The following is a 22,386-nucleotide window of genomic DNA, read 5'->3' on the forward strand; positions in this document are numbered from 1 at the left end:
AAACTTCCAGATTTAGTATTCCCAAAAAAGATCCCCGACTTCGCGAAAGTTGTCGGGGATCTGAACCCTAAACCTGCATTTCTCACAAGTGATAAATTCAGGGAGTGTGGGAGGTGTGGGGAGTGTGGGGGGTGTGGGAAGATAAAGAGGAGAGCGGTCGCAATTAAAGATGATGGAAGAAAAAGGGAAAAAGTATTTTAGAACTCATGAGGATTTAGCCATTTATCAATTGGCATTTGAAACAGCGATGCAAATTTTTGAACATTCTAAAAAGTTTCCAGTTGAAGAGAAATATTCATTAACCGATCAAATTCGTCGCTCGTCTCGTTCAGTCTGTGCTAATTTGGCAGAGGCTTGGAGAAAACGGAGATATAGAGCTGCTTTTGTCGCTAAACTGAATGATTGTGAATCGGAAGCGGCAGAAACTCAAGTTTGGTTAAAGTTTGCCGTGAAATGTGAGTACCTTACAGTTGAACAAGGAAGAGAACTCTACGCTCCTTACAATCAAGTCCTTAGTGGGTTAGTCAAGATGATTACCCATCCAGATGATTGGTTACTTGACTAAATTCCCACACCTCCTACACTCCTCACACTCCCCACACCCCCCACACCTCCCACACCCCCCACACCTCCCACACCCCCCACACCTCCCACACCTCCCACACCTCCCACACCCCCCACCCTATGAGTGAGAAATTCGGGTACTATAACGGAATTTCAATGATAAATTCTGTACCCTCTCCTGGTGCAGAAATGCAACTTAAATTACCCCCATGTTTTTCTACCACAATCGAATAGCTAGTTGATAATCCTAAGCCTGTACCACTACCTACTGGTTTTGTCGTAAAAAATGGATTAAATATCTTATTCTGCACTGACTCGCTCATCCCTATGCCGTTGTCTGCAATGCGGATAACTACCTTTTTCGCTTCTCTGAATTCCGTATGAATTATAATAGTTGGTTGGCGATTTCTATCTGATTCTTCTAAAGCATCAATGGCATTGTTGATAATATTCATAAATACTTGATTCAGCGCCGAGGCATAACAATTAACTAAAGGGAGTTGATCGTATTTTTGAATAACTGCAATTTCTGGATGTTTACTATTACTTTGAAGTCGATGCTGCAAAATCAACAGCGTACTATCAATGCCAGAGTGAATGTCTACTGATTTTATTTCTGATTCATCCAAACGGGAAAAATTTCGTAGTGACAGCACAATTTGCCGGATGCGATTTGCTCCTACTCTCATCGATGACAGGAGCTTTTGTAAATCATCAGATATAAATTCTAGCTCAATATCGGCAATTTTTTCGGCAATTTCTGGCAATGGTTGCGGATAAAGTTCTTGATATAAATTATTTAATTCAATTAAAGATGTAACGTATTCACTTGCTGGTTGTAAGTTGCCATAAATGAAATTAATCGGATTATTAATTTCATGAGCAATCCCAGCAACTAACTGTCCTAAACCTGACATTTTTTCGGCTTGAATTAGTTGGGATTGAGTCGAGTAAAGTTTCTCTAGTGTTGATTCTAGCTGAGTTGCTTTTTCTGTGATTTCCTGGGTACGCTTTTCTACTTTTTGCTCTAGAGTATGGGAATAGTCCTCTAATTTGTGATATAATAGTGCGTTTTCTAGAGAAATTGCTGCTTGAGTAGTGAGAAAATTGAGAACTTGTAAGCGATCGCTCGTAAATGCCCCCGTCACTAAGTTATTTTCTAGATATAAAATGCCCATCAACTTACCTTGATGCAAAATCGGGCTACACAAGATACTCTTAGGCTGCTGACGAATGATATAGGGGTCATTGGCTAAGGTCGGATCGGCACTTGCATCAATTAACATAGTGGTCTGCCTGTTGTGCAAGACTTTGTAAATCAACTTCAGGGGAATATCCTGGCTCTCTTCAACGGGAAAACTCTGCAACACCACTGGCTCTGTCCCCAAGGTAATTGACCCTTTGATCGATAGGCGCTTGTCTTGCAAGAGCATTAATACGCATTTATCAGCCCCCGCATTTTCAATGACGATCGCCAGCAATACTGAGAGCAATATTTCGAGTTCGATTTCGCCTGAGATAGCTTGGGAAGCTTTGAGAATGGCAGCTAAATCTAAAGCAACAGAGACATTGCTGTTGGAAGTGGGGGAACTACTGGATGTGACATTCCCCAGTGCCAAGATAGTTTCATTAATTGACAGGGAAGAACGGGTTTGCTGGAGGATGGGAGCAAGCAGTTGGGGATAGCGTCTTTCTAAGTCAGCAACTTTGGCTTTCGCACCCCAACTAATATAGCTGTAGTAGGCTTCAATCATGTATTCCCCAGCGATACGCCGTTTGCCCCAGTCAAGGTAAAATTTTGCCGCTAGTTCATTGGCTAAGGCTTCTTCATTAATAAACTGATGTGTTTTAGCCAGAGCAATGGCTTGGTCATAATACTCACTAGCTACGGCTTTTTCACCCAACACTCGATACCGTTCAGCCTCCACTAGATACCATTTATGCAAGTGATTCATCGGGGCATTTTCTGCCCATTGATGCAGAGTTGTTTGGTGGGTTTGCGCCTCAAGAAGAGTCTGGGCTTGCTCTGCTTCTGGCTGGGCCTTTAAGAGTGCTAGGTATGTGAGGGCAGCATAAAAATGGAAAACGGGAATATGTACCGCTCCTGCTGCTGCCATAAAATAGGGCTTGATTCCGGTGATATAGTCAAGGGCAGCCTGATAATTGCCCCAGAGAGCAGCAAGCATCAGCTTGTAGGTGTAGGCGTAGGCGATCGCTGTGAAATCGTTATCCTGCTGGTGCTTTGGCAGCATAATTATTTCATCGTAGGCAGTGCCCATTAAGCAATGGGGTTGGCTCCCTGTTTCTCTCAAATTCTCCACCACTTGCCGCACTGCATCCAATAAAATACACGCCGCATTTTGTTTCGCCTGAGTCAGAACCACACTGTAAGGAACTAATTCGGCTGACAACGTATTTAAATTTACACCAGCGAACAGCGCTATATGCCCGTAACATTGTATGCTGTAGCCAGCGTACAGAAAACTGCCTGTTTCCATACCATTGGTGTAGCTATCTTTCATCGTCGATAGGGTTGCCAAAAACGATTGCTGGCGATGTTGGATGAAAGCCCCAAAGAAGCTTAAAGGGAGACACTTTATACCCGGATCGTTCAATTTTTCCAGCAACGAGAGAGCTAAAAGACCAAACTTGTAGCCAGCTTCAACTTCGCTCAAAAAAGCACATAGCACCATGCCGTGAATCGCATATCCTACCGTCGAGGCGGGGGTATTGCCAAACTGGAGCGACAACCGCACCATCGTTGCGCTCAACAGGGGCATTAAACCCGGATTTCCCAGTAATACTGGTGCAAACAATATTCCTAATAATTGCATTGCGGCGATCGCCCTGCGATCGCTCATTACGGGTAAGTCAATCAGTTCAGAAATTTCTCTGCCTTGGAGTTGCTCTTTTAGGTATTCCAGGGCTTTGCCGATTTCGGCTTGCTCTGGCGCACTCGGTAAATCCACCCCTAATTGACTCAGGACATCTGCACCAACGGCGATCGCCCCTAATATTTGGCTCTGAGCAGTTAGTGCCACAATTTTAATTTCGTAGATTTTCACTTTGTCAAAAATGGTCTGGGCGTTCTGCAAAACCACTCCAGCCATCTCTTCCATGCTCTCAAAGTCACTATTTAAATAGCTGGCTTCGGTTACTGCCAAATGGAGGTTCAAGGCTAATTCGTACTGTGTTTGCCAGCAGTTGGGCTGGAGTAAGGCGATCCCAGTTTGGAAATACACTCTGGCGGCGGTGTATGCAGTCGCATTTTTGGCTTTACTACCAGCTTTGAAGTTGAGTTGAGCTAGGGCTTGGCGATAGCTGCGCTGACCTTCGGTATCGCTTGCTTGACTAATTAACTCAATTCCTAAATTCAAATGCCCAACCAAATCGAAGAGTTTTTCTTCAATCTCTAACTCAGATAAATTTTCTCTCAGTAATTGTCCAATTTTGAGATGAGTTGCTGCTTTTTGTGCATCAGAAATCAAGAAATAAGCCGCTTGCTGTACTCTGTCATGTAAGAAGGCATATTTAGCGATTTTCTTCTCGATATTCTGAGATGACAGTGCCAATTGCTCGCTTTCTTCTCCTTGATAAAATTTATAAACCTCACTAATTGGTAAAATCAATCCTTCTTGCAATGCTTTCCACAAAGCAGTTGCCGTATTAACTTGGCATTGTTCCGAAACAATTGCCAAAGTTGCTAAATCAAAAGAGTTGCCAATACAAGATGCTAACTTGAGGATATTCTGGGTTTCTAATGGTAACTTCTCTAACTGCAACGCCATAAATTCAACGACATCATCTGTAACTGCCTGTTGATTAATTTGGGCAATATCACATTGCCACCCCCCCGTAGCCCTGCCTTGCCAAGGGGGGGTTGGGGGGGTAAATTTAATCAGTCGATCTTGATGTAATGCCTTCAAAAACTGGAGAGAAAAAAACGGATTTCCTTGAGTTTTTTGAACCACTAATCGAGAAAGAGGTGATGCCAAATCCTGGGAACATTTAAGTGTGTCAGCAACTAATTGATTGACTGTTTTTTGATTCAGTGGTGCTAAGGTAATTGTATTAATCGTTGTTTGGTTTTTTTCAATCTCATTCAAAGTCAACATTAATGGATGTACCGGGTTGACCTCGTTATCACGGTACGCACCAATTAACAAAAGATGACTGGTATCAGCCATTAAAAGCTGCATTAACTTCAGTGATGCCGAATCTGCCCATTGCAAATCATCTAAAAATATTACTAAGGGATGTTCAGCAGTGGTAAAAATTTGGGTAAATTTTTGAAATAATAAATTAAATCTATTTTCTGCCGCCGTTCCTGATAATTCTATGGCGGGAGGTTGTTCACCAATAATTCTTGATAGTTCGGGGATAACTTCAATAATTACTTGTCCATTTTCACCAACTGCTGATAATACTTTGTTTCTCCATTGCTGAATTTGTGCATTGCTTTCGCTTAACAATTGTTCCATTAAATCTCGGAATGCTTGCACAAATGCACTGAAGGGAATATTGCGTTGAAATTGGTCATATTTGCCTTTGATAAAATAACCGCGCTGTCGCACAATCGGTTTATGAACTTCGTTGACAATCGCCGTTTTCCCAATTCCTGAAAAACCTGCTACCAGAATCATTTCTGTTGCACCAAGGCTAACTCGCTCAAATGCTTGGAGTAGGTTTTCTACTTCGGTTTCTCGTCCATAAAGTTTGTCTGGGATAATGAAGCGATCGCACACATCCCTTTGCCCAATTTCAAAGCCTTGAATTATACCATTAACTTGTAGCTGATGTAAACAATTTTCTAAATCAAACTTCAGCCCCAATGCACTCTGATAGCGATCTTTAGCATTCTTCGCCATCAATTTGCTGACAATTTTTGAGATTACAGATGGAATTTCTAAATTAGTTTCACATACTAACGGTGCAATTTTTGCAATGTGACAATGCACCAACTCCATTGGATCGTTTGATTGAAATGGCAAAACTCCAGTCAGTAATTCGTAGAAAGTTACACCCAAAGAATAAAAATCAGTCCGGTAGTCAATCCCCCGATTCATTCTGCCTGTTTGTTCTGGGGAAATATAAGCTAGTGTCCCTTCTAACACATTGGGATTTACGAGTGTTTGCGTTTCTCGTGGTAGCAAAGATGCAATACTAAAATCAATTAATTTAATTTGTTTGGTTTGGGGATTAATTAAAATATTGCTAGGTTTAATATCTTTATGAATAATCCGCTCGCGGTAGAGTACATCTAAGGTATTGGAGAGTGCGATCGCTATTTCTAAAAACTCCATCAAAGATTCTAAGTTTCGCCCAATTTTCCACTCCCCACTCCTTAATCCCCAATCCTTGAGAGAAATCCCCCCAAAATCTTCCATTACCAACGCATAACCATTTTGATGCGGTTCTAGGCTATAGGTTTGGACGATCAGAGGTGAGTTGAGATTCTTAGCTATGGTGTACTGATTACGAAACGACAAAAGTTCGCTGAAACTCGGATAAGGATTTTTCAGCAACTTAATCACTACGGGTAATGAGTCAGTCTCTCGATACCCTCGATAAACAATGGTTCTAGAACCATTGTAGAGTTCTTCGCTAACCTTATATCTGGGAATATTGACTCTCGTACTAACCATACTGCTAAATCTTTAAGACTCCAGATATAGTGTTCCCAGATATAAAGCGAACCCGTCGCTTTGCGACTTGAAATTTTGAGGATTTAGAGTCAAAGAAAATCGGCGCTAATCCCATCCCTTCTCTACGAGACGCGCTGCGAACAAAGAGTGTCCGAGATTCATACCGGAATTTCAATGATAAATTCTGTACCCTCACCTAGAACCGAGTTAAAACTTAATTTTCCGCCGTGAGTTTCTTCAACGATTTGCCGAGCGATCGCCAACCCCAACCCCGTACCTTTACCCACAGCTTTTGTAGTAAATAAATGGTCAAATATTTTTGATTTGACTTGTTCGCTCATCCCTTTACCATTATCAGCAATAGTAATTTTAACGCTATTGTTTTCAACCGAGGTTGTAATGGTAATGTAGTTAGGACTAGTTTGAATTTCCTGAAAACTGTGTCCCTGATTAGATTCATCCAATGCATCAATAGCATTTGCGAGCAGATTCATAAATACCTGATTTAATTGCCCTGGGAAGCATTCAATTTGAGGTAAATCACCGTAATTTGTCACAACTTCAATGGCGGGACGTTGTTCATTAGCTTTGAGACGATGTTTCAAAATTAAAATCGTGCTATCAATACCTTCGTGAATGTTAAATGGCACTTTGTAATCTTGATCGGCACGAGAGAAAGTTCTTAAACTGGTGCTGATATTTTTCAACCTGTCGCACGCCATAGACATAGAATCAATCATCTTAGGCAAGTCTGATAAGGTATAATCCAAGTCGATTTCTTCGGCGTGTTCAATAATTTCCTCGGCTGGATTTGGTAGATTTTCTTGATAGAGTTTCAAGTGTTCAACAATATCAGCTAGGGTGGGTTTAGCTTGTGTGAGACTAGCAGCAATAAAACCGAGGGGATTATTCATTTCATGAGCTACGCCTGCGACTAAATTACCCAACGCAGACATTTTTTCACTTTGCACTATTTGTAATTGGGCATTTTGCAGTTCTTGCTCTGCTCGTTTGCGATCGCTAATATCCAAAAACAATCCATCCCAAACCATAGACCCATCAGCAAATCTTTGGATTTGAGATTCCCCATGAATCCACTTGATAATTCCTGATGGGGTGATAATTCGCCCTTCCCAATGCCAGGAAGATTCGGTTTGAATGGTGTGAGTTTGGGACTGCCGATAACTCACGACATCATCTGGATGCACCATATTGGTGAAAAACTGCCAATTGGACATAGCTTGTTCTGGGGTAATTTCCAGCAAGTTGTAACAATCGGCACTAATGTAGCTCAACGATATAACCCCATCGGCACTCATGGGATATTGAAAAACTACCCCAGGCACATTGTTTACCAAGCTATGGAAGCGAGAGTTACTCGCACTCAATGAGTTCAGTGATTCCTCTAGCTGTTGGGCATAGTTCTGCGATCGCTCATAAAGTCGGGCATTTTCCAAAGAAATCGCCGCTTGAGCGCAGAGTAAGTTGAGAAGTTCGACGCGATCGCTTGTAAATGCTCCCGTCGCTAAATTATTTTCTAGATATAAAATCCCCAGCAATTTACCTTGATGCAAAATCGGACTACACAAGATACTCTTTGGCTGCTGACGGATGATATATGGGTCGTTGGCTAAGGTTATATCACCTGTCGCATCCAGCAGGACAAGAGTATGTTTGTCGTGCTTGACTTTGTAAATTAGCTTTAAGGGAATTTCCTGGCTGTCTTCAACGGGAATTTTCTGCAACACAACTGGCTTTGACCCCTCGGTAATTAAGCCTTTAATTAACAAGCGCGAGTCTCGCAACAGCATTAACACACATTTATTAGCCCCCGCATTTTCGATGATGATGGAAAGCAAGGATGAAAGTAGTTTTTCGAGTTCGATTTCGCCTGAGATAGCTTGGGAAGCTTTGAGAATTGCAGCTAAATCTAAAGCTACAGAGATACTGCTACTGCTGGAAGTGGCGGAACTGGTGGAGGTGACACTCCCCAAGGCGAAGATAGTTTCGTTAGTTGAGAGGGAAGAACGATTTTGCTGGAGGATAGGGGCGAGGAGTTGCGGATAGCGTCTTTCTAAGTCAGCAACCTTGGTTTTAGCACCCCAACGAGCATAGTCGTAGTAGGCTTCGGTCATATATTCCCCAGCTATGCGTTGTTTGCTCCAGTCAAGGTAGAATTTAGCTGCTAGTTCGTTAGCGAGGGCTTCTTCTTGAATGTAGCCGTGTTCTTTAGCAAGAGTAATACTGCGATCGTAATATTCTATGGCCTCAGTTTTATTTTCCAGAATACGAAACTGTTCTGCGGCAACTAAATCAAATTTATGCTGAAAATTCATCGGTGCATGATCTGCCCATAGCTTCATCTTTTCTTGGTTCTTAGTCACTCGACTTAGTATGTCTTCTTGCTGGGAACCTGGTACAGAAGGATAGATGGCTAGATGGGTTAAAGAATCGTAGAAATAGAATACTGGAACTGACATAATTCCCTGTACCCCATCTAAATATTGTTCGCATTCCAGGGAATTTTCCTGTGCTTGTTGATATTCTCCCAGCAGGTAACAAAGAATTAGTTGATTAAGATACAAGTAATTAACTCCACTTCGATCATTAACCTGCTTCATAAGTGGCAACCGGGTTTCCTCGTTGAAAACTTCACCCCGTAAACTACATGAATTTCCTGAGGGATTTAACAAGTTCAATACTGATTGTTGAGTAATTTGATGCCAACTTAAAGCATTTTCTTGCTTAATCCGAGTCAGAGCATCACTAACAAAAGCTATTTCCTGTGCTAAAGCTGTTAGTTCCTGCCCCATAAAATAAGCATATTCATATCTGATCATGGCAGAGATGCCAGCGTATTCAAAATTTCCGCATTCCATTCCACTTTCGTAGCTATCCCAAAGAATTGACAATGTTTCTCTGATGTGAGCTTTGCCATGAATCGACAAAGCTCCTACCAAATGGAATATATGTGCTTTGATCTCTAGAGAATTAAATTGTTCTGCTAGGTTAATCGCTAACTGGCCAAATTGATAACCAGATTCAATGTCCTGAAATACTGAATTTAGTAACATTCCATAAAAAACGTAACCTGAAGTAGAGAAAGGTGAATTTCCATAATTGATGGATAAATTCATCAATTCACAGGTTACTAACGGTAGCAGTGCTGGTGCAGCTTGATAGGTAGGAGTAAAGATACTGGCTAACATTTTTGTAGCTGCTAGCTTTTCCATATCTGTCATTAGCGGTAGGTTAATTAAATCTTCTATTTTCTTCCCTTGGAGATTGCTGACAGTTTGAGTAATGGCTTGCTGAATATCTGAGGGTTGAGGTGATTTAGGTAAACTTACCCCGACTAATTCCAGTGCTTCTAAGCCGATATTAACTGCTTCTAGTTTTTTGACTTGCGCCATGTAACCTTGGACTTTGACGGCATAGACTTTCATTTTGTCCACAGCAGTTTTTGCCTGTTGCAAAACAATCTCTGCCCATTTTTCTATCTGCTCAAAAGTGATGCTCATGTAGGCAGCTTCTGTTGCCAATTCATGGAGTGCCAAGGTGAGGTTGTAATGTGTCTGCCAGTTGGGGGAATTTAGCAAAGCTATACCTGTGGTGGCATATTCCAATGCCGCACTATAAGCTGTGGCATCTCTAGCTTTTTCCCCAGCATTCAAATTCAGTTGAGCCAGTTCTATTTGCGCTTCTGGCTCAATAATTAGGGATTTGCCGATATTGAGTTGATTGACAATCTCAAACAGATTTTCGTTCTGTTCTGTGACTGGGGCATTATTCAGTAGGAGTTGTCCAATTTTCAGGTGAGTTGCCTGTTTTTGCTCATCAGGGATTAGGGAATAGGCGGCTTGTTGGACGCGATCGTGCAAGAATTTGTAGGTGACAGTTTCTTGATTTTCTGATGGATGTGCAAGGGTTTCTTGACTGAGGTAAAACTTATAAACATCACTAATCGGTAAAATTAACCCTTCTTGTAATGCTTTCCATAAATCCGCAGCCGTGTCTACCTCTGATTTTTCCGAAACAATTGCCAAAGTTGCTAAATCAAACTGGTTGCCAATGCAAGCGGCTAACTGCAAAGCTTGTTGGGTTGATGGTGGTAATTTTCGCAATTGAAAACCCATGAAAGCAACAACATCATCTGTAACTGCAAGAGTTATCACTTGTGCTATGTCACATTGCCAAAAGCCTGAATGAAAATCAAATTGAATGAGGTTTTCTTGATGCAATGCTTTGAGAAACTGTGTTGCAAAAAACGGGTTGCCTTGAGTTTTTTGAGATACTAGTTGAGAAAGAGTCAATGCCAAATTTTCTGGACATTTGAGTGTTTCAGCAACTAATTGATTCACTTTTACTTGATTCAGTGGTGCTAAAGTAATCGTATTAATCGTTGCTTGGTTTTTTTGAATTTCAGTCAAAGTCAACATTAATGAATGTCCCGGATCTACTTCATTATCACGGTATGCACCAATTAATAAAAGATGATTTGTATCAGCCATTAATAACTGGATTAATTTCAGCGATGCTGAATCTGCCCATTGTAAATCATCAAGGAACATCACTAAGGGATGTTCAGCACTGGTAAAGACTTGAGTGAATTTTTGAAATAATAAATTAAATCTATTTTGTGCCGCAGTTCCTGATAATTCTATGGCGGGTGCTTGTTCACCAATAATTTTTGATAATTCGGGGATGACTTCAATAATTACCTGTCCATTTTCGCCAACTGCTGATAGTATTTTCTTTTTCCATTGCTGAATTTGAACGTCACTTTCTGTTAGCAATTGCCCCATTAAATCCCGGAAGGCTTGCACAAAGGCAGAAAATGGAATATTCCGTTGAAATTGGTCATATTTACCTTTGATAAAATAGCCCCGTTGCCGCACAATCGGTTTATGAACTTCGTTGACAACAGCTGTTTTACCAATTCCTGAAAACCCAGCTACCAGCATCATTTCTGTTGCACCCAGGCTGACTCTTTCAAATGCTTGGAGTAGAGTTGATACTTCGGTTTCTCGTCCATAAAGTTTGTCGGGGATGATGAAGCGATCGCACACATCCCTCTGTGCAATTTCAAAGTCTTCTATCCTACCAGAAACTTGTAGCTGATCTAAACATTTTTCTAAATCAAATTTCAGTCCCAAGGCACTTTGATATCTAAATTCTGCATTTTTCGCCATCAGTTTGATCGCGATATCACACAAAACTCGTGGAATTGTTCTCCCCTTTATTTCACTTAAATTCGGTGGATTTTTGGCAATATGACAATGGACTAACTCCATCGGATCTGTGGATTCAAAAGGTAACTTTCCTACCAGTAATTCGTAGAAAGTTACTCCCACAGAATAAAAGTCGCTTCGATAGTCAATCCCCCGATTCATTCGACCAGTTTGTTCCGGTGAAATATAAGCGAGTGTCCCTTCTAATCCATTGGGATTTATCAAAGTTTGCGTTTCTCGTGGTAATAAAGATGCAATACTAAAATCAATTAATTTAACTTGTTTGGTTTCGGGATTAATTAAAATATTCGCTGGTTTAATATCTTTATGAATAATGCGTTCCCGGTAGAGTACATCTAAGGTATTGCAGAGTGCGATCGCAATTCGTAAAAACTCTTCTATAGACGCGATATATGGCGTCTCTGGTGAGGTGAAATAATCTTTGAGAGAAATCCCCCCAAAGTCTTCCATCACCAGCGCATAGCCATTCTGATAGGGTTCTAGACTGTAGGTTTGGACGATTAGCGGTGAGTTGAGATTTTTAGCAATGGTATACTGATTGCGAAACGACAAGAGTTCATGGAAACTGGGATAAAGATTTTTCAGCAGTTTAATGACTACAGGTAATGAGTCAGTCTCTCGAACCCCTCGATAAACTAGGGTTCTCGAACCATTGTAGAGTTCTTCACTGATACGATATCCGGGAATATTGACAATAGTGCTAACCATGCTGCTAAATCTGTAAAACTTCCAGATTTAGTATTCCCAAAAAACATCCCCGACTTCGCGCAAGTTGTCGGGTATCTGAGGACTAAACTAAACCTCATCTATGTTGAAACCTAGAGTTTTTTAAAAGATATATGTAGGTTGGGTGGAGTGAAATGCAACCCAACATTACCACCAAATTTTATGTTGGGTTACGCGATCGCTGCACCCAACCTACAAAACTACGGTTCTCAAGGTAGACGAGGTTTATAACGGAATTTCAATGAAAAATTCTGTTCCCTCTCCTAGTTTAGAAATGCAGCTTAACTGACCTCCATGTTTTTCTACTACAATCGAATAGCTAGTTGACAATCCCAAACCTGTAGCACTACCAATCGGCTTTGTAGTAAAAAATGGATTAAACATCTTATTTTGCACCGACTCGCTCATCCCTACACCGTTGTCTGCAATGCGGATTAGTACTTTTTTGGGTTCTAAAAATTCCGTCCGAATTCTAATAGTAGGTGTGCGATTTACCTTTGATTCTTGTAAAGCATCAATGGCATTATTTATCAGATGTATAAACACCTGATTTAAAGCTGAAGCATAACAATTGACTAAAGGCAGATTTGCATATTCTCGAATAACTGTAATCTCGGAATGCTTGCTATTGTTTTTAAGTCGATGTTGCAAAATTAACAGCGTGCTATCAATACCAGAGTGAATATCTACTGATTTTATTTCTGATTCATCCAAACGGGAAAAATTTCGCAGTGACAGCACAATTTGACGGATGCGATCTGCTCCTGTTCTCATCGACAAGAGTAGCTTTTGTAAATCATTCACCAGAAATTCTAGTTCTATATCGGTGATTTTTGCGGCAATCTCTGGCAACGGTTGGGGATAGTATTTCTGATATAAGTTATTTAATTCAATTAAGGAAGCAACATATTCACTGGCTGGTTCTAAGTTGCCATAGATGAAATTAATCGGATTATTAATTTCATGAGCAATTCCAGCAACTAGCTGTCCCAAACCGGACATTTTTTCAGCTTGAATTAGCTTGGCTTGAGTCGAGTATAGTTTTTCTAAGGTTGATTCTAGCTGAGTATAAGAACGTGTGATTTCCTGGGTGCGTTCTTCGACTTTTTGCTCCAAAGTATGGGAATATTCCTCTAATTGGCGATAAAGTTGGGCATTTTCTAGAGAGATCGCTGCTTGAGTCGTGAGGAGTTTGAGAACTTGTAAGCGATCGCTCGTAAATGCTCCCACTGTCAGATTATTTTCTAGGTACAAAATGCCAATCAATTTGCCTTGGTTGAGAATTGGCGCACAGAGAATACTCTTAGGTGAATGGCGAATAATATAAGGGTCAGCCGCTAGGGTTGGCTCAACTACTGCATTCTCAATTACAGTCAAGGTGAGGGTATTTTTGACCCGATTGATTAGGGTAACGGGTACTGTTTGACCATCGTCAAAGGGCAGCGAATGCAAGAGAATAGCAGGTTGATCGAGTTGAGATAATGCCTCAATTACCCAGCGTGAGCCTGAAGGCATCAGCAACGCACATTTATCCGCTCCCGCACTTTCCAGTATCACCTCAAGTAGGGTTGAGAGTAATTTATCCAACTCAATTTCACTCGACAGAGATTGAGAAGCTTTGAGAATAGTCGCCAGATCCAGGGCTTCGGAGAGGCTAGCATTATTGAAGCTAGAAGTCTGAATCGTGTGAGAAGAGATCGCAATCATCGTTTCCGTAGATGTAAAAGATGGTTGCTGTTTTTGCCAAATTGTGGCGAGTAGTTGGGGATAGCGGGTTTCTAAATCAACAACTTTAGCTTTTGCTCCCCAACGGGTGTAACAATAATAAGCTTCAGTCATATAGGTTTGAGCGATTTTTTCTTTGCCCCAATCCAGATAGAATTTAGCGGCTAGTTCATTGGCTAATCCTTCTTCGTTAAGGAATTGATTTTCTTTGGCGAGTTGAATGGCGCGATCGTACTGCTCCATTGCTTCCAATTTGTTACCGAAAACTCGACACTTTTCGGCCTCCACGAGATGCCATTTATGCTGATGATTCATCGGGGCATTGTGCGCCCACTGATGCAGAATAGTTTGATATGTTTTAAACTCGGCGAGAATTACAGAAAGCTCAATGTCTGACTTTGTGGGAACAAGTGCCAAGTACGTCAGGGCTGCATAGAAATGGAAAGTGGGAATATGCACCATTCCCGATGCTGCCATCAAATAGGACTTGCCTTGGATGATATAGTCGAGGGCAGCCTGATAATTACCAAAGTAGTAAGCAAGCAGCAGTTTGTAAGTAGATACAAAGGCGATCATTGTGAGATTCTTATCTTCGTGGTGCTTAGGAATCATCACCGTTTCATCGTAGGCAGTGCCTATTAAGCAATCCGGCTGGCTCACCGTTTCTCTGAACTGCTGCACTGTTTGCCGCACCATGCCCAAAATAATCCGCGCTGAATCTTGTTTCAATTGAGCCAGGGCAGCACTGTAACCAGTCAATTCCGATGCCAACGTGTCCAGGTCTACACCTGCAAAAAGCGCAACATAGGCGTAATTTGCTATGCCGTAGCCAGCAAAGAGAAAATCACCTGTTTCCATACCAATGATGTAACTATCTTTCATGGTTGGTAGCGTTGCCAAGAATGATTGCTGGTGATGCTGAATGAAATTCCCAAACATGTTGAGAGTGCTGCATTTCATCGACTGAGCATTCAACCTCTCCAGCAAGGAGAGTGATAATTTACCAAACTCGTAGCCTGTTTCGACTTCGCAAAGAATTGAACATAGCACCATGCCATGAATCACATAGCCGACTGTCGAGGCTTTGTCATTGCCAAACTGGAGCGACAATCGTACCATCGTCGCGCTCAACAGGGGTAGTAAACCTGGCATTCCCTGGAACACAGGTGCAATCAACATTCTTAACAATTGCATCGCGGCGATCGCGGTGCGATCGCTCATCACGGGCAGATCGATCAACCCAGCAATCTCTCTGCCATTTAGTTGCTGGTTAAGTTCTTGTAAGGCTTTGTCAATCAAAGCTTCGTCTACTTCCGTCGGGAAATCCACCCCAAATTCTGCTAAAGCCTCTGTTCCCACTGCCAGCGCCGTTAATATTTGGATCTGAGCCGTCTGTGCCACGATTTGAATTTCATAGATTTTCACTTTGTCGAAAATGGTCTGTGCTTGTCGCAATACCACTGCGGCTAGCTGTTCCATACCCTCAAAGTCACCATTCAAATAAGCAACTTCCGCAGCCGTCACATACAGATTCAGAGTTAGTTCATATTGATGTTGCCAACAATCGACCTCTAGTAAATCAATTCCAGTTTGTAGATACACTTTGGCGGCAGTGTATGCAGTTGAACTTCTGGCTTTACTGCCAGCTTTTAAGTTAAGTTGCGCTAAGGCTATTCGTTCCTGTTGTTGATTAATTAATTCAATTCCTAAATTCAAATGAAAGGCAATATCAAACAGTTTCTCTTCTCGTTCTATTTCGGAAAAGTTTTGTTGAAGTAACTGTCCAATTTTGACATGGGTTGCTTTTTTTTGGTCATCAGGAATTAGGGAATAAGCTGCTTGTTGAACTCGGTCATGCAAAAACCGATAAATCGGATTAGCTGCGGCATTAGAAACCGAGGTACTGTCAGATTGAATAAAGAACTTATAGATTTCCGTATTCGGAATAATCAGCCCTTCTGGCAACGCTTTCCATAAATCAGCCGCCGTTGTTTCTAGGGATTGTTCTGAAACGATCGCCAGCGTATTCAAATCAAACTGCGCTCCAATACAAGCTGCTAGTTTGAGAACATTCTGAGTTTTATTCGGCAACTTCTGCAATTGCAGTGCCATAAACTCGACCACATCATCAGTAATTGCTAAGGCTCTGACTTGGGCAATATCACACTGCCACCCCCCTTTTACCCCCCTACCAAGGCTACCGTGTACACACAAATCGGAGTTACTTTGAGATCCGGGTTTTACCCCCCTTAATCCCCCCTTGTCAAGGGGGGAAACAAGAAAATCTAGTTCCCTCTCCTTGACAAGGGGAGGGTTAGGGTGGGGTAATTCGAGAACTGGTAGTGATTCGATAACTTGTGTGTACACCGTAGCCTTACCAAGGGGGGTGGGAGATTGAGGGGGGTCAAAGGTAATTAGATGATCGTCATTTAATGCCTTGAGAAACTGGGTAGCAAAGAAAGGATTACCATGAGTTTTTTGATAGACTAATTTTGTCAAAGGTTGGGCTAGCAATAATTCGCAATTCAGCGTATCTGCCACCAACTGATTAATATCTGGTTCGCTTAACGGTTGCAGAACAATCGTATTAACCACTGCCCCAGTTTTGACGATTTCATCTACAGTCAGGATGAATGGGTGAACCGGTGAGACTTCATTATCCCGATATGCACCCAAGATTAATAAATGTCCTGTTTCTGACATCAATAATTGCAGCAATTTCAGCGATGCAGAATCTGCCCATTGCAAATCATCTAAAAACATCACTAAGGGATGTTCAACACTTGTGAAGATTTGCACAAATTTCTGCATCAGCAGATTAAAGCGGGTTTCGGCAGCACTCCCTGATAGTTCTATAGCTGGAGGTTGAGTACCAACAATGCGTTCTAGTTCGGGAATTACGTCAATCAAGACTTGTCCATTGTCGCCAACGGCTTCGAGAATTTTAGTTTTCCAGGCTTGTAGTTGTGCATCTGATTCTGAAAGCAATTGCCCCATTAAATCTCGGAATGCTTGCACAAATGCCGAAAAGGGAATATTGCGCTGGAATTGGTCATATTTCCCTTTAATAAAATAACCGCGTTGCCGGACAATGGGTTTATGAACTTCATTGACAACGGCCGTTTTCCCAATCCCAGAAAAACCTGCTACCAACATCATTTCTGTTGTCCCAAGGCTGACTTTTTCAAATGCTTGGAGGAGGGTTAATACTTCGGTTTCTCTGCCGTAGAGTTTTTCGGGGATGAGGAAGCGATCGCTAATATCTCGCTCTCCTAATGTAAAATATTCAATATTTCCAGTGGCTTGTAATTGACTTAGACAAATTTCTAAATCATGCTTGATTCCCAAGGCACTCTGATAGCGCTCTTCGGCATTCTTCGCCATTAACTTGCTGATGATTTCAGATAAAACTAAGGGAATATTGGGATTTTGATGATGTATGGCAATAGGATTTTTGGCAAGATGACAATGCACCAACTCCATCGGATCGTCTGAGATAAATGGTAAAACTCCAGTAAGTAATTCATAAAATGTGACACCTAATGAGTAGAAATCACTGCGATAATCAATTCCCCGATTCATCCTTCCAGTTTGCTCTGGCGAAAGATAAGCAAGCGTGCCTTCTAGAGCGTTGGCATTTTGAATTTCTTGGGTTTCTCTTGGTAGCAAAGATGCAATACTGAAGTCAATTAATTTAACTTGTTTGGTTTCGGGATTAATTAAAATATTACTGGGTTTAATATCTTTATGAATAATGCGATGACGAATGACAATATCTAATGTGTTACACAGAGATATAGCAGAGAGCAAAAATTCCTTTAGAGAGGTTATATGTAACCTCTCTACCTTGGCAAAATCCTTAAGGGATATGCCCCCAAAGTCTTCCATCACCAGCGCATAGCCATTTTGGTATGGTTCTAGGCTATAAGTTTGAATAATTCCCGGATGGTTAAGATTTTTGGCAATGGTATATTGATTGCGAAACGACAAGAGTTCAGAGAAGCTGGGATAAGGATTTTTCAGCAGTTTAATCACTACAGGTAACGAGTCAGTCTCTCGAACCCCTCGATAAACCAGGGTTCTGGAACCATTGTAGAGTAAATCATAGATGCGATATCCGGGAATACTGACTAAAGTGCTAACCATGCTGCTAAATCCTTAATACTTCCAGATTTAGTATTCCCAAAAAAGATCCCCGACAACTTGCGCGAAGTCGGGTATCTGAGTCCTAAACTATACCGGGATTTCAATGATAAATTCTGTTCCTTTACCCAGAACCGAGTTAAAACTCAATTTTCCGCCGTGGGTTAATTCGACAATTTGACGAGCGATCGCTAACCCTAACCCTGTCCCTTTCCCGACAGCTTTCGTCGTAAATAAATGGTCAAATATTTTTGATTTCACCTCTTCACTCATCCCCTTACCATTATCAGCGATCGCAATTCTAACTAGACTATTTTCGACTGAGGTTGTAATTGTAATGCAGTTAGGATTGAGTTGAATTTCTTCAAAGCTACGTTCCTGAATAGATTCATCCAAGGCATCAATAGCATTTGCTAAAACATTCATAAACACCTGATTTAATTGACCGGGGAAGCATTCAATTTGAGGTAAATTACCGTAATTGGTGACAACTTCAATGGCAGGACGTTGTTCATTGGCTTTGAGGCGATGTTTGAGAATAAGAATAGTACTATCAATCCCTTGGTGGATATTGAAAGGTACTTTGTAATCTTGGTCTGCACGAGAGAAAGTACGTAAACTCGTGCTGATGTTTTTGAGGCGATCGCACGCTATCGTCATGGAATCAATCATTTTTGGCAAGTCTTCTAATGTATATTCCAAATCAATTTCTGACTCGTGAAAAATAATGTCCTCATTTTTGTTGGGTAAACTTGATTGATATAATTTCAAGTGTTCGATAATATCAGTAAACGTTGGTTTAGCTTGTTTTAGACTAGCAGCAATAAAACCGAGAGGATTATTCATTTCGTGAGCTACACCAGCAACTAAGTTACCCAACGCAGACATTTTTTCACTTTGCACCATTTGTAATTGAGCTTGTTGTAAATCTTGCAATGCTTGTTGCAAATCTTCTGATTTTTGCTGCGATTCGGCGAATGACTGCTCTAGCTGTTGGGCATAGTTCTGCGATCGCTCATACAATTGAGCATTTTCCAAAGAAATCGCCGCTTGAGCGCAAAGTAAATTGAGCAATTCCACGCGATCGCTGGTGAACGCTCCCGTTACTAAATTATTTTCTAGATATAAAATGCCCATCAACTTACCTTGATGCAAAATTGGGCTACACAAGATACTTTTAGGCTGCTGACGCATGATATACGGGTCATTAGCTAAGGTCGGATCGGCACTCGCATCAAGCAGCACAGCAGTCTGTCTGTTGTTCTTGACTTTGTAAATCAGCTTTAGGGGAATATCTTGACTCTCCTCAACCGGAAGGCGCTGCAACACAACCGGCTCGGAACCCTCAATAATTGACCCTTTGATCAGCAGGCAATCGTCTCGCAAGAGCATTAGCACGCATTTATCAGCCCCCGCATTTTCGATGACGATAGAAAGCAACGATGAGAGCAGTTTTTCCAGTTCGATTTCACCTGAGATACTTTGGGAAGCCTTGAGAATGGCAGCTAAATCGAGGGAATCGGAGACGCTGGAGGAAGAACTAGAAGAACTAGTGGAGGTGACTGTTCCTAATGCGAAGACGGTTTCGTTAACCGAGAAGGTAGTGCGAGTTTTTTGGAGAATCGGAGCCAAGAGTTGGGGATAGCGTCTTTCCAAGTCAGCGACTTTGGCTTTTGCACCCCAACGAGCATAGCCATAGTAAGCCTTCGTCATGTATGCCTGGGCAATCTCCTGTTTACCCCAGTCGAGGTAAAATTTTGCAGCGAGTTCATTAGCCAGCGCTTCTTCCTGAATATAATCATTTTCTTTGGCTCCAATGATGGCGCGATCGTAATGTTCAATTGCTTCGGCTTTATTGCCAAAAATCCGATGTTTTTCTGCCTCAACTAAATACCATTTATGCAGATGATTCATCGGGGCATTTTGCGCCCACTGTTGCAAAATGGTTTGATGGGTTTGCGCCAAAGACAAAAATTCGCCTTGCTCTGACTCTGGGTGTGTGGATAAGAGTGCCAAATGCGTCAGGGCTGTATAAAAATGAAAAATGGGAATAAAAATCATCCCTGATACTGCCATTAAATACTGTTTGGCTTGGGCGTTATAGTCTAGGGCAGCCGTGTAGTTACCAAAAAAGTAGGCAAGCATCAGCTTGTAAGTGTAGGCAATAGCGATCGCCGAGAGATCCTTGTCCTGATGGTGCTTAGGAATCATCGCCGTTTCATCGTAGGCAGTGCCAATTAAGCAATCCGACAGAATACGGGCTTCCCTCAAGTTCTGCACAGTCTGCTGCATTATATCTAAATAAGTCTGGGCAGAATGTTGTTTTACCTGCACTAAGACAGCCCTGTAAGCTGCTATTTCCGGTTCCCAAACGTCCAGTTCTACCCCAGCAAAAAATTTGGCAATGAGGTAATTGAGGGAGTTATAGCCAGCGTTGAGAAAATCACCAGTTTCTATACCAGTTGCATAGCCATCTTTCATCGTCAGCATCGTTGCTTTGAGAGATTCCTGATGATGTTGAACCCAAGCCGCAAACAGAAGTAGAACTTTACACTTAAATTCCCCGACATGAAATCGATCGAGCAAGCTGATTGCCAATCGCCCAAAGCTATAGCCTGTTTTCACTTCTTGCAAAAAAGCACACAACACCATACTGTGAATCGCATAACCCACCGTTGATCCTGGTGCATTCCCAAACTGAATTGATAAACTCACCATCGTTGCGCTCAGTATGGGCAGTAATCCGGGCATTGCCTGTAGAATCGGTGAAAATAATATTCCTAACAGTTGCATAGCTGCCTGAGTCTGGCGTTGGCTTTGCCCGCCGCAGGCATCGCTCATTACAGGTAGATCGACTAATTCCTCAATCCCTCTATCACCTTGAAGACTAGCTACGGTTTGCAGCGCTTTAGCAATTTTGGCTTCGTCAGGTGCAGTGGGGAGTTCAACCCCCAATTGCCAGAGTGCATCTCTTCCGACTGCGATCGCTTCTAATATCTTGCCCTGGGCTGTCTGGGCGACGATTTGAATTTGGTAAATTTTGATTTTGTCTAAAATCGTCTCAGCTTTTTGTAACACCAGTGCTGCTATTTTTTCCATGCCATCAAAATCAGCATTCAAATAAGCGGCTTCGGTAGCAGCAACATGGAGATTCAGAGTCAATTCATATTGATCTTGCCAGCAGTTGACTGTGAGTATTTCAATCCCTGTTTGCAAATAAATTTTTGCCGCAGTATAAGCTGTAGAATTTCTCGCCTTCATTCCAGCTTTGAAGTTAAGTTGGGCTAAGGCTTCCCGTTCTTGCGGTTGGGTGATTAGCTCAATTCCTTGGTTTAAATGTAGGGCAATATCAAACAGCTTTTCTTCCAGTTCTACTTCTGAGGAACTGTGCAGTAGTAATTTTCCAATTTTGAGGTGAGTTGCTTGTTTTTGATCGTCGGGAATCAGGGAATAGGCAGCTTGCTGTACTCGGTCATGTAAAAATCTATATGAAGCTGTTTTTTGTCCTATGTCATTTGTCATTTGTTTGTTGTTTTCTAATGACCAATGACAAGTGACTAATGACGAATTTTGATAAAACTTATAAACATCACTAATCGGTAAAATCAACCCTTCTTGCAACGCTTTCCACAAATCTGAAGCCGTTTCAATTTGGGATTGTTCAGAAGCAATTGCCAAAGTTTCTAAATCAAAAGAGTTGCCAATACAAGCAGCTAACTGTAATATCTGTTGAGTTGATTGTGGTAGTTTTCGCAATTGAAAACTCATAAAAGCCACAACATCATCTGTAACCGCTTGCTGATTTACTTGTACGATGTCACATTGCCACCCCCCTGCTTGGTAAGGGGGGATTGGAGGGGTAAATTCAATTAGCCTATCTTGATGCAATGCTTTGAGAAACTGGGTGGCAAAAAACGGATTACCTTGAGTTTTTTGAGAGACTAATTGAGAAAGAGGCGATGCCAAACTTTCTGTACATTTAAGTGTATCAGCAACTAATTGATTTACTATGATTTGATTCAGTGGTGCTAAAGTAATCGTATTAATCGTTGCTTGGTTTTTTTGAATCTCACTCAAAGTCAACATCAATGGATGTGCTGGGTTGACTTCGTTATCACGGTACGCACCAATTAACAGCATATGCTTTGTATCAGCCATCAATAGCTGCATTAACTTCAGTGATGCTGAATCTGCCCATTGCAAATCATCTAAAAACATCACTAAGGGATGTTCAGGACTGGTAAAAACTTGGATAAAATTTTGAAACAAGAAATTAAATCTATTTTCTGCCGCCATTCCTGATAATTCTATGGCGGCTGGTTGTTCGCCAA

The 22,386-nt window shown here is 41.6% G+C and carries 5 protein-coding genes; 1 reads left to right on the top strand and 4 read right to left on the bottom strand.

Translation table 11 applies throughout. From position 1 onward, the window contains the following. Positions 1 to 172 precede the first annotated feature (172 nt). The gene (locus V7K61_RS16345; protein WP_335054661.1) at positions 173 to 565 is read left to right on the top strand and encodes a four helix bundle protein; all 393 of its coding nucleotides are present in this window, start codon (positions 173 to 175) and stop codon (positions 563 to 565) included. A gap of 139 nt (positions 566 to 704) precedes the next feature. Here the strand turns inward: V7K61_RS16345 and V7K61_RS16350 are convergent, their stop codons facing one another. The 4 genes from V7K61_RS16350 to V7K61_RS16365 all read right to left on the bottom strand — a co-directional run. Next, a complete protein-coding gene (locus tag V7K61_RS16350; protein ID WP_335054647.1) occupies positions 705 to 6,209 on the bottom strand; it encodes a trifunctional serine/threonine-protein kinase/ATP-binding protein/sensor histidine kinase in 5,505 nt (1,834 codons plus the stop codon). A 158-nt stretch (positions 6,210 to 6,367) separates the two neighbouring features. Continuing rightward, entirely contained in the window at positions 6,368 to 12,169 is a 5,802-nt protein-coding gene (locus tag V7K61_RS16355; protein ID WP_335054649.1) for a trifunctional serine/threonine-protein kinase/ATP-binding protein/sensor histidine kinase, read from the bottom strand. A gap of 243 nt (positions 12,170 to 12,412) precedes the next feature. Continuing rightward, complete coding sequence (locus tag V7K61_RS16360; RefSeq protein WP_335054651.1) at positions 12,413 to 18,058, bottom strand: trifunctional serine/threonine-protein kinase/ATP-binding protein/sensor histidine kinase; 5,646 nt, start codon at positions 18,056 to 18,058, stop codon at positions 12,413 to 12,415. 87 nt (positions 18,059 to 18,145) lie between these two features. Continuing rightward, positions 18,146 to 22,386, bottom strand: a 4,241-nt coding sequence (locus V7K61_RS16365) for a trifunctional serine/threonine-protein kinase/ATP-binding protein/sensor histidine kinase (protein ID WP_335054653.1), incomplete at its 5' end; no start/stop codon positions are given.

Origin of the sequence: Nostoc sp. (genome assembly GCF_036918015.1) — a bacterium.
Taxonomy (GTDB): Bacteria; Cyanobacteriota; Cyanobacteriia; order Cyanobacteriales; family Nostocaceae; genus Nostoc.